Source organism: Flavobacterium cupreum (genome assembly GCF_003996965.1).
In the GTDB taxonomy this organism is placed as follows: Bacteria; Bacteroidota; Bacteroidia; order Flavobacteriales; family Flavobacteriaceae; genus Flavobacterium; species Flavobacterium cupreum.
Window position 1 is genome coordinate 96,276 of sequence record NZ_QWDM01000013.1, and the last position, 13,563, is coordinate 109,838.

At 35.4% G+C, this 13,563-nt stretch carries 12 protein-coding genes; 4 read left to right on the forward strand and 8 right to left on the reverse strand.

Annotation, left to right across the window (positions count from 1 at the left end; all coding sequences use genetic code 11):
- The first annotated feature begins 7 nt into the window (after positions 1 to 7).
- A complete protein-coding gene (rny, locus tag D0817_RS18495) occupies positions 8 to 1,570 on the forward strand; it encodes a ribonuclease Y (RefSeq protein WP_127339845.1) in 1,563 nt (520 codons plus the stop codon).
- A gap of 80 nt (positions 1,571 to 1,650) precedes the next feature.
- On the opposite strand, the gene D0817_RS18500 is transcribed toward rny, so the two are convergent.
- From D0817_RS18500 to D0817_RS18515, 4 genes are all read right to left on the reverse strand, one after another.
- Complete coding sequence (locus D0817_RS18500; protein WP_127339846.1) at positions 1,651 to 3,171, reverse strand: PAS domain-containing sensor histidine kinase; 1,521 nt, start codon at positions 3,169 to 3,171, stop codon at positions 1,651 to 1,653.
- A gap of 154 nt (positions 3,172 to 3,325) precedes the next feature.
- Positions 3,326 to 4,222: a site-specific tyrosine recombinase XerD gene (gene xerD / locus D0817_RS18505; RefSeq protein ID WP_127339895.1), complete on the reverse strand. Its 897-nt coding sequence runs from the start codon at positions 4,220 to 4,222 to the stop codon at positions 3,326 to 3,328.
- An 86-nt stretch (positions 4,223 to 4,308) separates the two neighbouring features.
- The gene (locus D0817_RS18510) at positions 4,309 to 4,932 is read right to left on the reverse strand and encodes a porin family protein (RefSeq protein WP_127339847.1); all 624 of its coding nucleotides are present in this window, start codon (positions 4,930 to 4,932) and stop codon (positions 4,309 to 4,311) included.
- 165 nt (positions 4,933 to 5,097) lie between these two features.
- Positions 5,098 to 5,679 (reverse strand): porin family protein, encoded by a 582-nt coding sequence (locus tag D0817_RS18515; protein ID WP_127339848.1) that lies wholly within the window; start codon positions 5,677 to 5,679, stop codon positions 5,098 to 5,100.
- Positions 5,680 to 6,152: 473 nt separating this feature from the next.
- On the opposite strand from D0817_RS18515, the gene D0817_RS18520 reads away from it, so the two are divergent.
- The 3 genes from D0817_RS18520 (at position 6,153) to D0817_RS18530 (ending at position 9,819) form a co-directional block, all read left to right on the forward strand.
- Positions 6,153 to 6,713: a porin family protein gene (locus tag D0817_RS18520; RefSeq protein WP_127339849.1), complete on the forward strand. Its 561-nt coding sequence runs from the start codon at positions 6,153 to 6,155 to the stop codon at positions 6,711 to 6,713.
- Positions 6,714 to 6,845: 132 nt separating this feature from the next.
- Positions 6,846 to 7,259, forward strand: coding sequence for a type II 3-dehydroquinate dehydratase (aroQ, locus tag D0817_RS18525; RefSeq protein ID WP_127339896.1), 414 nt, complete (start codon positions 6,846 to 6,848; stop codon positions 7,257 to 7,259).
- A 70-nt stretch (positions 7,260 to 7,329) separates the two neighbouring features.
- Positions 7,330 to 9,819 (forward strand): DUF5686 and carboxypeptidase regulatory-like domain-containing protein, encoded by a 2,490-nt coding sequence (locus tag D0817_RS18530; protein ID WP_127339850.1) that lies wholly within the window; start codon positions 7,330 to 7,332, stop codon positions 9,817 to 9,819.
- 290 nt (positions 9,820 to 10,109) lie between these two features.
- Here D0817_RS18530 and D0817_RS18535 read toward each other — a convergent pair whose 3' ends face one another.
- From D0817_RS18535 to D0817_RS18550, 4 genes are all read right to left on the reverse strand, one after another.
- Positions 10,110 to 10,985 carry a cation diffusion facilitator family transporter gene (locus D0817_RS18535; protein WP_127339851.1) on the reverse strand — a complete coding sequence of 292 codons (876 nt, stop codon included), beginning with the start codon at positions 10,983 to 10,985 and terminating at the stop codon, positions 10,110 to 10,112.
- A 13-nt stretch (positions 10,986 to 10,998) separates the two neighbouring features.
- Positions 10,999 to 12,312 (reverse strand): UDP-N-acetylglucosamine 1-carboxyvinyltransferase, encoded by a 1,314-nt coding sequence (murA, locus tag D0817_RS18540; protein ID WP_127339852.1) that lies wholly within the window; start codon positions 12,310 to 12,312, stop codon positions 10,999 to 11,001.
- 182 nt (positions 12,313 to 12,494) lie between these two features.
- On the reverse strand, positions 12,495 to 13,217 hold the full coding sequence (locus D0817_RS18545; RefSeq protein ID WP_127339853.1) for a DUF4290 domain-containing protein: 723 nt from the start codon (positions 13,215 to 13,217) through the stop codon (positions 12,495 to 12,497).
- A gap of 3 nt (positions 13,218 to 13,220) precedes the next feature.
- Positions 13,221 to 13,517 (reverse strand): DUF493 family protein, encoded by a 297-nt coding sequence (locus D0817_RS18550; protein WP_127339854.1) that lies wholly within the window; start codon positions 13,515 to 13,517, stop codon positions 13,221 to 13,223.
- Positions 13,518 to 13,563 lie beyond the last annotated feature (46 nt).

The following is a 13,563-nucleotide window of genomic DNA, read 5'->3' on the forward strand; positions in this document are numbered from 1 at the left end:
AACAAACATGGACATCATAACGATCATTATTTCAGGTATCGTCGGAATTGCAGCAGGGTTTGCAATTGCTAAAGTTATCGAAAAAAGCAATATTTCTAATCTAATCAAAAACGCCAAAAAGGAAGCCGCTTCAATTTTAAAAGATGCTAATTTAGAAGCTGAAAATATTAAAAAAGACAAAATTCTTCAGGCAAAAGAACGTTTTATCGAATTAAAATCCGAGCACGAACAAGTGATTTTAGCACGCGATAAAAAAGTAGCCGAAGTAGAAAAAAGAGTCAGAGACAAAGAATCTCAAATCTCTAATGAGCTTTCAAAAGCTAAAAAAGTAAATGATGATTTTGAAGCTAAAACTCAGGAATACAACAGCAAAATTGAACTTTTAGATAAAAAACAAACTGAAGTTGACAAATTACACAAAAGTCAATTGCAACAGCTTGAAGTAATTTCAGGACTTTCTGCTGAAGAAGCAAAAGAACAATTGGTAGAAGGCTTAAAAGCGGAAGCTAAGAGTAAGGCGATGTCACATATTCAGGATACGATTGAAGAGGCAAAACTTACTGCACAGCAGGAAGCTAAAAAAATCATTATCAATACCATCCAGAGAGTTGGAACTGAAGAAGCAGTTGAGAATTGCGTTTCTGTTTTCAACATTGAATCGGATGACGTAAAAGGTAGAATTATTGGCCGTGAAGGTCGTAACATCAGGGCGCTTGAAGCTGCAACCGGAGTAGAAATCATTGTTGATGATACACCGGAAGCGATCATCCTTTCCTGTTTTGACCCTGTTCGTAGAGAAATTGCCCGTTTGTCATTACACAAACTGGTAACTGACGGACGTATTCACCCGGCAAGAATTGAAGAAGTTGTTGCTAAAACAGCCAAACAAATTGATGACGAAATCATTGAAGTGGGTAAACGTACTGTGATCGACTTAGGAATTCACGGATTACATCCTGAATTGATAAAAGTCGTTGGCCGAATGAAATACCGTTCTTCTTACGGACAAAACCTATTACAACACTCCAGAGAAGTTTCTAAACTTTGTGGTATCATGGCAGCCGAACTGGGCTTAAATGTAAAACTGGCCAAAAGAGCCGGTTTACTTCACGATATTGGTAAAGTTCCGGATACTGAAAGTGATTTGCCTCACGCATTACTAGGGATGCAATGGGCTGAGAAATATGGGGAAAAAGAGGAAGTTTGCAACGCGATTGGAGCCCACCACGACGAGATTGAAATGAAATCATTATTATCTCCGATTGTTCAGGTTTGTGATGCTATTTCAGGTGCAAGACCAGGTGCAAGACGTCAGGTTTTAGATTCTTACATTCAGCGTTTGAAAGATCTTGAAGAAGTAGCTTACGGATTTAGCGGTGTGAAAAATGCTTATGCGATCCAGGCAGGTAGAGAACTTCGTGTAATCGTTGAAAGCGAAAAAGTTTCTGATGACAATGCAGCGAACTTATCTTTTGAGATTTCACAAAAAATACAAACCGAAATGACTTATCCGGGTCAGGTAAAAGTAACTGTAATCAGGGAAACAAGGGCAGTTAATATTGCGAAGTAATCCCAGCATTCATTATAAAACAACAAAGGCTGTCTTTCTAAAGACAGCCTTTGTTGTTTTATAGCATTAAAATTATCCTTTTACATATCATTAAATACAATTTTAAAGCTCGTCCCTACTCCTACTTCACTTTCCACAAAAACACTTCCTTTCATGGCTTCGATTTGATTTCGGGTAATATACAATCCAATACCGCGTGCTTCCTGATGCTTATGGAAGGTCTTATACATTCCGAATAATAAATCGCCGTAGACCGCAAGATCAATTCCCAGGCCGTTATCAGTAATCTTCAGTGATTTATATCCCTCGGGTTCAATTCCAAAATCAAAAACAATGACCGGATCCCTGTCCGGATGCGCATATTTAATCGCATTTGTGGTAAAATTCAACAAAACACTTTCCAGATACGCCGGGTTAAAATTTATGGTCAGGTATTGCGGAACATTGTTCACGATGGTCACATTTTTTTGCTTATCGTATCCTTTTATCGTAAAAATGGTTTTCTCAATATATTCACTAAGCTTCAAAGGAACAACCACAATATTGATATTGCTTTGTGTTTTTACAATTTGCGTCAGATTCGAAATGGTTTCATTCAGATCATTGGAAACCGTTCGTAAATGCTGCAGCATTTCATTAATCGTTTGTTTATCCACATCGGCATCAATAAAATCCAGAATCGATTTTATATTACCGGCCTGCGTATTCAGATTATGCGAAACAATATGGGAAAAATTCAGTAAGCGACTGTTCTGGTCGCTGTAAAGTTTCATTGTTCTCAGAAGTTCCAGTTCTTTTTCTTTCTGCAAAGAGACATCGGTATGCGTTCCGATAACGCGCAAAGGCTTGCCGTTTTCATCTCTTTTGATCACCTTTCCCCTGTCTAAAATCCATTTGTAATTACCGCTCGAAGTCATTACCCGATGGTAGTTTTCATAATACGGAATCTTATTATCAAAGTGCTCCTGAATGTCTGAATAGTATTTTGGCAAATCATCGGGATGTACAATTTTATCCCAGCGTTCCGGATCATCAAAAATATCCGTGGATTCTAATTCGAGAATTTTCAGGGATAATGAAGAATAAAAAACACTATTGGTGACCATATCCCAATCCCATATACCGGCTGTTGAGGCTTCGAGTGCAAATTGAAAGCGTTCTTCGGAAATACGAAGTTTTTCTTCCTTGTCTTTTACATCTGTAATATCAGAAACATGTCCAAAAAAGCTAACACAACCATCCGGAGCCAATTCGGTTTTAGATGAAATTCTAAACCAACGCAATCCTTTTTTAGGCAGGACTGCCCTAAATTCTATATCCCAGGGCTTTATTTCTTTTCTGGCTTTGACCAGAGACTGAAAAAACATTTCCCTGTCGGGAGCCAATATTCTGTCGTAAATAACAAATATAATATCGGTAGTAAAATCACTTACAGAAAGCTCAAAAATATCATCGGATGATTTACTGATAAGAGGGAAAGAATACTTATTATCGCAGTCAATAACAAACTGAAAGATTATGTCCGGTATTTCGGCGAATAATTTCCTGTAAAAAGTATTTACTTCTAAGCAATCCTCATCTTCATATAAATCAAAAACCATATATCACTTATTTTTTTATTTGAATTATTCTGCACTATTCAATACAAAAAAGAAAGAAAAATAAAATTATGACTCTTCCTTCTTACTAAAATAGAATACAAGATATTAAAATTTAAAAAGAAAAACGGCTGTTTGTTAAAATTATTGCCCGAAATTATTTCCTCGGATGAAAAGAATGCATCACTTCTTTGAGGAAACTTCTGTCTAAGTGAACATAAATTTCCGTGGTTGTAATAGACTCATGTCCAAGCATTAACTGAATAGATCTTAAATCTGCACCATTTTCGAGTAAATGCGTGGCAAACGAATGTCGTAAAGTATGGGGACTAATTTTTTTATTTAAACCGACTTTAACAGCCAGGTCTTTTATAATGGCAAAAATCATGGATCTTGTAAGCTGGCTTCCTCTTCGGTTTAAAAACAGCGTATCCTCAAAACCTTTTTTAATGTTGAGTTCGCTTCTTATCGCGTTTTGATAAATCTTAATGTATTTTTCCGTCAGCTTGCCAATCGGAACAAACCGTTCCTTATTTCCTTTACCGGTGATTTTAACAAAACTTTCCTCAAAATACAAATCAGAAATCTTCAGGGAAACGAGTTCCGAAACACGAAGCCCGCAACCGTAAAGCGTTTCTAAAATGGCACGGTTTCGTTCTCCTTCATTCGAACTCAGATCAATAGCAGCAATCAGGGAATCGATTTCCTGAACCGATAAGGTATCGGGCAATTTACGTCCGGTTTTTGGTGTTTCTATTAATTCCAGCGGGTTGTCTTTTCGATAATCCTCAAAAACCAAATAATTAAAAAAACTTTTCAATCCCGAAATAATGCGTGCCTGTGAACGTGGATTAACTTCTTTTGAAACAGCATAAATAAACTGCTGAACGGTTTCATCAGTGATTTTCAATGGAGAAACTTCAATCTGATTCGTTTCTAAAAAAAGACACAATCGTTCAATATCAAAACCATAATTCTCAATAGTATTTTTAGACAAACCTCTTTCGATTCGCAAATAGGATTGATAATCTTTTATGTAGGTATTCCATTTCATACGTGCAAAGTAAAACATTTTTAGGGCATAAAAAAACCTTCCGGGTAGGGAAGGTTTTTAAGTATTTTTTTAAAAAAAATTCAAAACTAGAATTTATATGCAGCTGAAAATGATAAAACTCCATTATGAAGTTTTGAATCGTCGCCGAATTTAGTTTTTAGGATATTAGATAATCCTAAATTATATCTTACACCAAGAGAAAAATTTTCTGTAAAATCATATCCTGCTCCCAGATTCAAGCCAAAATCAGTTGACTCAAACATATTTTTGACATCCATTTCGTGTTTGCCTGAATATCCATTTACGACTGTTTTTGTTTTTGCAGAAGCTAAAAATCCAATTTGGGGACCTACTTCGATGCTAAAATTTTTAACCACAGAATATTTAAACATAACCGGAACATTTACGTAATTCATAATAAAATTAGCGCTTCCGGTTACAAGCTTCCCTTCTACATACGCTTTCCCATTCTTAAATTCGGCACCTTGCATAGAAAATAAAATTTCCGGCTGCACCACCAATTTGTCTGACAATTTAATTTCTACGAAACCGCCTGCATTAAATCCAGTCTGATAGCCAACATCAATACCGTCCAAATCTCCTGTAAAATTTGAAACATTCAGACCTCCCTTTACTCCAATTTTAACTCCCTGCGCAGTTGCAAATCCACAAACCATTACTGTCATAGCAGCAAAAATAATCTTTTTCATTTTATAAATTTTTAAAATATTTTGAAGCAAATGTAATAAAATACATACAAAAAAAATATTAGTATATTAAAAAATTAAATTGCAAAATACGCGAAAAATCTTACTTATATACACAAAAAAACCTCCCCGGTTAGGGGAGGTTATATTCTATTTATTGAAAAAATATTAGAATTTATAAGCTAAAGACAAAGCTAAATTGCTGTTTTTTGGGCTATCTAAATAATCTTCTACATTCTCAGTTTCATAATCAGCAATATTAGCTAAACCTACAGTATAACGAAGGTTTACACCAAGATTATCTGTGAAGCTATATCCAACACCAAAATTAAATCCAAAATCTGTACTTTTAAAAAAATCTTTAGCATCATCACCATCTTCTTTTGCAGATAATAGGAATCCAATTTGTGGACCTGCCTCTACAGTAAACTCTTTAGTTATAAAGAATTTAGCCAATACCGGAACGTTTAAATAATTTAATTTAGTATCTAGATCAGAATCTCCAAAGTATTCCAATTTTGCACCTTGTGTAGAAAACAAAAGTTCAGGCTGAATAGCCAATCTTTCAATAACTTTAATCTCAGCAAAACCTCCTACGTGGAAACCTATTAAAGATTTAGAATCGTCATAATAATTTCCACCTGAGAAACTTGAAACATTCAAACCTCCTTTTACCCCAAATCTTGTTTTCTGAGCATTTGCAAATCCAAATACTAAAATCGCCATAATTGATAAAACAATTTTTTTCATTTTTTATTTTGTTAAAGTTTAGAAAACAAACGTATAAAACCCATATTAAAATTCCTAATAAAGTAAATTAAAAAACAATTATCAAAAAGTAAAAGAAATGAACTATTCGATTTTATATCAGCCTGATTTAAAATATATTAGTATTATTATTCTCATTAAATCAATGATTGAATAAGAGTTATAAGTGCTCAAAAATTAACAATTAAAATCTCTCAAATTAAAAAATGACCGGTAACTTTTAAATAAAAACAATAAAATCTTTATGAATATATAAAAGTCTAAATAAAAATCATAAGAAACTTAAAATCAATACATTAAAAACAAAGCAAAAGTATTTTATTAAATAAAAATATAAAAAAGTGTGAATTTTAATAAAAGTTTTAACTAAAACATAAAACAATAAAAAGCAAAATAAGTAGTTTTGAACTGTTAATAACATTTAAAAACAAATACCAAACTTTAAAAACATTTTTATGAAAAAGATACTTTTAGCAGCTGCATTGTTCATCGCAACATCAGCAACAATCCAGGCTCAATTATTACAAATTGGAGCTAAAGCAGGGGTTAACTTTGCCAGTCAGACAGGAGATGCATCTTTAAACGGTGTAGCATTCGATAAAGATGGAATTACCAGCTATCATGTAGGTGTAGTAGCGGAAATTAAATTATTAGAAAAATTCTCTATTCAGCCTGAGCTTTTATACTCCACACAGGGAGCAACGTACAAAAATGCTGTGGACGAATTTAAAAATGAATTAGGCTACCTATCTATTCCTGTAATGGCTAAAATCTATATGACAAAATCATTGAGTTTAGAAGTAGGACCACAAGCTTCCTTCTTATTGAGTGAAAAAAATGATTTTGATGTAAAAGATGCCGAAACTTTTGAATTTGGTGTTAATGCAGGTTTAGGATTAAAAATTACTAAAAATATTTTCGTTCAGGCTCGTTACGGCCTTGGATTGACAGAAGCTTCAAAAAATGCAGATGTTAAAAACTCAAACGTACAATTATCAGCAGGATTCATGTTCTAAAAATAATATCACATACTTTTATAAAAACCGCTCTGTTAATTCGAGCGGTTTTTTTATTTTTACATGCTTTGTCAAATGCATTCCAAAAATATGAAACGGAATCATTCCCCATTATTAAATACAAAATACACTATGAAAATCTGCATTATCAACGGACCCAATTTGAATCTTTTAGGAAAAAGAGAACCGGAAGTTTACGGAAGCCAAACTTTTGAAGACTATTTTGAAACGTTGCAGCAAAAATATCCTACTATAGAACTTTCCTATTATCAGAGCAATATTGAAGGCGAACTGATTGGCAAAATTCAGGACTGCGGTTTTACCTTTGACGGAATCATCTTAAACGCCGGCGCTTACACACATACTTCTATTGGCTTGGGTGATTCCATCAAGGCAGTGACCACTCCGGTTATTGAAGTCCATATTTCGAATACCTATGCACGTGAAAGCTTCAGGCATCAATCGTATTTGTCAGGAAATGCCAAAGGTGTCATATTAGGTTTTGGATTGAAAAGCTATGATTTGGCCATTCAGTCTTTTTTGTAATGCTTTATTTAACAAATTTTTAATAACACCGATTTTAAGTTATTCTATTTTTGTGAAAGAAATAACTTTCATGAGAAACTATACTTTACTTGCCTTTTTATTCTTTTCGCTCTCCAACTTTGCCCAGATCAAAGGAACCATAACCGATGAAAAAGGAAACCCTTTGCCTTTTGTTTCTGTTTTTGAAGATAACACGTATACGGGAACCACAGCAAACGAGCAGGGACAATACCAACTCAATGTAAAAGAACCCGGAAAAAACAAAATTACTTTTCAGTTTTTGGGTTTTAAAACGCAAAAAATAACTATTTCTCCCGATTCCAAAGTAATCGTTCTGAATGTTAAAATGCTGGAAGAAAGTTTTGCCCTGAATGAAGTGGTGATTGATCCAAAAAACAATCCGGCAAATGCCATCATAAGAAGTGCCATTGCCAACAAAAAAGAAAATTCCGAAAAAACATCGCGTTTTACGGCAGATTTTTATTCGAAAGGGATGTTTAAAGTAAAGGATCTTCCCAAAAAAATATTGGGCCAGAAAGTAGATCTGGGCGAAGATATGTCTTCCAATTTAGATTCTACCGGAACGGGAATTCTGTACCTTTCGGAAACGATTTCGAAGGTGAGTTATGAAAAACCGAACAACCTCAAAGAAAAAATTATTGCCTCAAAAATTTCAGGGAACAACAGAGGATACAGCTACAACACCGCTGCCTTATCGACTTATGATTTTTACGACAATACTTTGGATTTTGATATCAAACTGATTTCTCCAATTGCCGACAATGCCTTCAGTTATTACAAATACAAACTGGAAGGCACCTTCTTTGATGCCAATAATCACGAAATAAACAAAATAAAAGTAATCCCGAAACGCGACAAAGAGCCTGTTTTTGAAGGTTACATTTATATTGTTGACGACAGCTTTGCGATTTATGCGATAGAATTAGACATCAAAGGCTATCGAATGAAGAATGAACTTACGGAGATAATGACATTAAAACAAAGCTTTAATTACAATACAAAAAACAAGATATGGTCTAAAAATGCGCAGACTTTATACTTTAAGGCAGGTGTTTTCGGTATTAAATTTTCAGGGCAATTCAATTATGTTTATTCCAATTATGAGTTTCCGGCTTCGTTTGCAAAAAAGACTTTCGGAAACGAAATTGTTGCTTTTGAAGCCAATTCCAATAAAAAAGATGATGCTTTCTGGAATCAGATCCGTCCAATTCCTTTAACTATCGAGGAAAGCAGCGATTACAACAAAAAAGACAGCCTGCAGACCATTCGCAAATCTCAGAAGTATACCGATTCGATTGATGCCAAAAACAATAAATTTAAGGTCTGGGATATTTTAAAAGGGTATGAATACAAAAATACTTTTAGGAAATATTCTTTTGAATATGACGGTTTGTTAAACATCACTTCTTTAAGTTTTAATACCGTTCAGGGTTTTAATTTCAATTCGGGTTTTTCTTTTAAAAACTGGAATGAGGAAAAAGGAAAAAGCACTTCTTTAAGCACAACCTTTAATTATGGTTTTTCAGAGGAACGTTTTCGGGCAATTGGAGAATTCACCCACCGATTTAACACTATAAATTACGCCACTATTGCTATTTCAGGGGGAACAAAAGTAGCACAATTCAACAGTGCTGAGCCTATAACAAAGTTTGTCAATTCTATAAGTTCGTTGTTTTTTAAAGACAATTACATGAAATTGTACAACCTGGAATTTGCGCAAATCAACTACAACCAATATGTCGCTAACGGAATAAATCTGACTGGTAAAATTGCATACAAACAACGAAAACCTCTTTTTAATACCACCGATTATTCTTTCTTTAAAAGGGATGATATTTATTCGTCTAATAATCCACTGGCACCAAACGATTTCGAAACTCCTGCTTTCAGTCAGCATCATGTCTTCAAGGCCAATATTACGGCACGCATTAATTTTGGGAATAAATACATTTCAAGACCCGACGGAAGATATAATATTAAAAATGACAAGTACCCTACCCTGTTTTTCTCTTATGAAAAGGCATTTGCTGCCAGCACAAAAAACTATGAATTCGAGCGAATTGCCGCTGCGGTACAATATGATTTATCATTGGGAAGTAAAGGTTTACTGGGCACAAATTTCAGGGCAGGAAAGTTTTTTAATGCCGAAAATATATCTTTTATAGACTACAAACATTTTAACGGAAACCAAACCCATATCGGAACAAGCGATCGTTACTTAAATGTTTTCAACTTAATGCCTTATTACGCTAACAGCACCAACGACAGCTATTTGGAAGCGCATTTCGAATATAATGACACCGGATTTTTGATGAATAAAATTCCGTTATTGAATTTGCTGAAATCAACTCTGAATGTAGGTTTTCATTCACTGGCAATTCCGGACAGAAAACCTTATTCTGAATTTACAGTTGGTTTAGACAATCTCGGTTTTGGAAAATTTAAACTTTTCAGAGTAGATTATGTGCATTCTAATCAGGGCAGCATCCAGCAAAACGGTGTTGTTTTTGGACTGAAGATTTTGAATGTCTTGGATTAGTTTTTTTTAAAAAGGTGCTAAGGAACTAAGTCGCTAAGGTTCTGAGTTAACGAGCTGAAATCCTGGCGGATTTTCGATTATGTAATTATAGCTCTGTTGTATATTTTTTTTCACGCAGATTTGGCAGATTAAAGTTTCGTTTGGGTGAAGAAGAAATGCACAAAAAAACCGATTATTCTTTTTAAGAGTAATCGGTTTTGTTTTATTTAAAAAAACGCAAAAGTATTTAACCTTTGCACCTCTGTCCCTTTGCACCTTTGTTCCTCAGAACCTCCACTTAGAACCTTTCCTCAATGATAATCATCCGGCTCAATATGAATCAATACATTTCCGAGCTGGGGAATTTTTTCTTTTAGGGTATCCTGTAGTTTATGGGACAAATCATGGCCTTCTTTTACCGAGATTTTAGCCGAGACAATAGCATGAAGGTCTACGTGATATTTCATTCCTGCTTTTCGGATAAAACATTTTTCAGTCCCCAGAATTCCTTCCACTGTTAATGATTTAATGCGGATTTCTTCCACTAAGTCATCATTCAGATGTTCGTCCATGATTTCGCCAAGTGCAGGCCTGAAGATCTTATAGCTGTTGTATAAAATAAAGAAAGCAGCAAAAAGAGCCGCCCAGTCATCAGCAGATTCATATCCTTTGCCCATCACCAGGGCAATCGTAATTCCGATAAATGCTGCAACCGAAGTTATAGCGTCACTGCGATGGTGCCAGGCATCTGCTGCCAGAGCCGAACTATTCGTCTGTTTACTGCGTTTCATTACCACCCGGAAAGAATACTCTTTCCATACAATAATAGCCCCTAAAACATAAAGGGTCCAGGATTTTGGAAGATTATGTGAAGACTGAATGTTGGCGATACTTTCGTACCCAATAACGGTTGCCGAGGTAATAAGAAAACCAACCACCAAAAAAGTAATTAACGGCTCCGCACGGCCATGGCCGTAAGGGTGATTTTCATCTGCCGGTTTATTAGAATATTTGATTCCAAACAAAACCAGACAGGACGAAAAAATATCCGTTGTTGATTCGATCGCGTCTGCAATTAAGGCGTAAGAATTGCCAAAAAAACCTGCCAAACCTTTTACAAGGGCCAGGCAGGTATTTCCAGCTATACTAAAATAAGTAGCTTTTATAGCTTTTTGTTCATTCGTCATTTGAGATTTTTATCTACGCTCTCACGATTTTTGCTCCAATTGCTCTTAGACGTTCGTCGATACGCTCGTATCCACGGTCGATTTGTTCAATATTTTGAATTGTACTGGTTCCTTTTGCCGACAGAGCTGCAATCAATAATGAAATTCCCGCACGAATATCCGGAGAAGACATTGTTGTCGCTTTTAACTGAGATTCAAAATTATGTCCCATAACCACCGCTCTGTGCGGATCGCATAACATGATTTTTGCTCCCATGTCGATTAATTTATCCACGAAAAACAAACGGCTTTCGAACATTTTCTGGTGAATTAGAACATCACCTTTTGCCTGTGTTGCCACTACCAGAACAATACTCAATAAATCAGGGGTAAATCCTGGCCATGGTGCATCTGCAATAGTAAGAATAGAACCGTCAATATCTGTTTTTACTTCGTACCCGTCTGTGTGAGCAGGAATGTAAATATCGTCTCCGCGTCTTTCAATTGTAATACCCAGTTTTCTGAATGTATTCGGAATCAGACCTAAGTTATCCCAGCTTACGTTTTTAATCGTGATTTCGCTTTTTGTCATAGCCGCAAGACCAATCCATGAACCGATTTCAATCATATCAGGAAGAATTCTGTGCTCGCAGCCTCCCAGGCTTTCAACACCTTCGATAGTTAATAAGTTCGAACCAACTCCGGTGATTTTAGCTCCCATGGAGTTCAGCATTTTACATAACTGTTGTAAGTAAGGCTCACAGGCAGCATTGTAAACTGTTGTCTGACCTTTTGCCAAAACAGCAGCCATTACAATATTTGCTGTTCCGGTAACAGAAGCTTCGTCAAGCAGCATATCTGTTCCTTTAAGTCCTTCTTCCGGTGATTCTACTCCGTAAAAGTGATCCTCTCTGTTATATCTGAATTTTGCTCCAAGGTTAATAAAACCTTCAAAGTGAGTATCTAATCTGCGACGGCCAATTTTATCTCCTCCCGGTTTCGGAATATATCCTTTCCCGAAACGGGCCAAAAGTGGTCCGACAATCATTATGGAACCTCTAAGTGCTCCGCCTTCTTTTTTGAAAGCTTCTGTTTCTAAATAACCAACATTCACCTCATCAGCCTGAAATGTAATGGAACCTGGTTCATTCCTTTGAATTTTCACCCCTAAATTACCCAGCAATGTGATTAATTTATTGATGTCAATAATATCGGGAATATTATTAATTTTCACTTTATCTCCCGTTAAAAGCACGGCACATAAAATTTGTAATGCCTCATTTTTTGCTCCTTGCGGAGTGATTTCTCCTTTTAAAGGTATTCCTCCTTCGATTTTAAAAATTCCCATATTCTTTTTTTAAGGTTCTGAGTTACTAAGGTTCTGCGGCGCTAAGTTTTTTCGGGGAACTTAGTATCACCTGCTTAGCAACTTTTTTTTTTATTTAAGGTTCTAAGCTACTAAGGTTCTGAGATCCTAAGGTTCTGTTTTAAAAAACTTAGAACCTCACGACCTTAGTACCTTAGCACCTTTTATTTCTGATTATTGTTTTTCTGAAAAGGTTTTGTTTTTCCGCCTTTATTATTGTTTTTGTTGCTTTGGATTTTTGGTGGTCCGGCTGGCGTAATTTTATTCGACATACGCTTATTCGTGCGCAATAAATCTGTTGTATTCAGAAGTTCTTCTGTACTTTGCAGCAAGTTGATTGTACCTCCTGACAATTCGAATAAATGCTCAAAAATCACATCATCTTTTACCGTGTCTTTGTTCCAGCTCAGGTATGATTTTTTCATGTGATTGGCAATCACCAGTATCAATGCATTTTTCATTTCTCCATCGTCCCATTTATTGGCAACATCAATCATATACTTGATGTTATTACCATAGAACCTGTACTTTGGAAAGTTCTGCGGATATTGCAAAACATCCGGTTTTAGCTGTAATACATCACGGGAAGGAATCGGATAAGGCGATTCTACATCCAATTTAAAATCAGACATAATAAAAAGCTGATCCCATAATTTATGCTGAAAATCTGGCACATCACGTAAATGCGGATTCAGGCTTCCCATAACCTGAATGATGTATTTCGCAGCTTTATTGCGTGTTTCAGCATCTTCAATAATGGTGGCCTGATCAATCAGTTTTTGTAAATGACGACCATATTCCGGAATAAGTAAACGCTGTCTTTCAGAATTGTATTCTAAATTAAAAACAACGTCATTCGCGACTTCTTTTTTATATTTTTCGACCATAAGTTATAATGAAACTATCCCTTCTATTGTAGAAACTTCTTTGTATTTAGCAATCACCTCATCGGCACTGTTCATCGTAACATCTACAGAAACGCTGGTAAATTTACCGGTTTTAGATTTTGTTGTTTTAATAACCGCCCCCATACTGTCAAAAGCTTTTTCAACGCGCTCAACATTATCGCCTACTGAAGGCATTATAAATTTATACAAATATTCTGCTGGCCAGGTATTTGAATTATCTAACTCAACCTTTAATCTTTCGTAAAATTCGGCGGTACTTTTTTCTTTATCGTTCTCCATTCGTAATTAAAAATAAAGGCAAATATACGGTTTTGAGTTTAGATTT

What these genes read in the sequence shown, in the direction of transcription:
- D0817_RS18545 (WP_127339853.1), bottom strand. Translation starts at nt 13,217, where the DNA reads ATGGTCGAAAAATATAAAAAAGAAGTCGCGAATGACGTTGTTTTTAAT.
- D0817_RS18520 (WP_127339849.1), top strand. Translation starts at nt 6,153, where the DNA reads ATGAAAAAGATACTTTTAGCAGCTGCATTGTTCATCGCAACATCAGCA.
- xerD (WP_127339895.1), bottom strand. Translation starts at nt 4,222, where the DNA reads ATGAAATGGAATACCTACATAAAAGATTATCAATCCTATTTGCGAATC.
- D0817_RS18515 (WP_127339848.1), bottom strand. Translation starts at nt 5,679, where the DNA reads ATGAAAAAAATTGTTTTATCAATTATGGCGATTTTAGTATTTGGATTT.
- murA (WP_127339852.1), bottom strand. Translation starts at nt 12,312, where the DNA reads ATGGGAATTTTTAAAATCGAAGGAGGAATACCTTTAAAAGGAGAAATC.
- rny (WP_127339845.1), top strand. Translation starts at nt 8, where the DNA reads ATGGACATCATAACGATCATTATTTCAGGTATCGTCGGAATTGCAGCA.
- D0817_RS18530 (WP_127339850.1), top strand. Translation starts at nt 7,330, where the DNA reads ATGAGAAACTATACTTTACTTGCCTTTTTATTCTTTTCGCTCTCCAAC.
- D0817_RS18535 (WP_127339851.1), bottom strand. Translation starts at nt 10,985, where the DNA reads ATGACGAATGAACAAAAAGCTATAAAAGCTACTTATTTTAGTATAGCT.
- aroQ (WP_127339896.1), top strand. Translation starts at nt 6,846, where the DNA reads ATGAAAATCTGCATTATCAACGGACCCAATTTGAATCTTTTAGGAAAA.
- D0817_RS18510 (WP_127339847.1), bottom strand. Translation starts at nt 4,932, where the DNA reads ATGAAAAAGATTATTTTTGCTGCTATGACAGTAATGGTTTGTGGATTT.
- D0817_RS18500 (WP_127339846.1), bottom strand. Translation starts at nt 3,171, where the DNA reads ATGGTTTTTGATTTATATGAAGATGAGGATTGCTTAGAAGTAAATACT.
- D0817_RS18550 (WP_127339854.1), bottom strand. Translation starts at nt 13,517, where the DNA reads ATGGAGAACGATAAAGAAAAAAGTACCGCCGAATTTTACGAAAGATTA.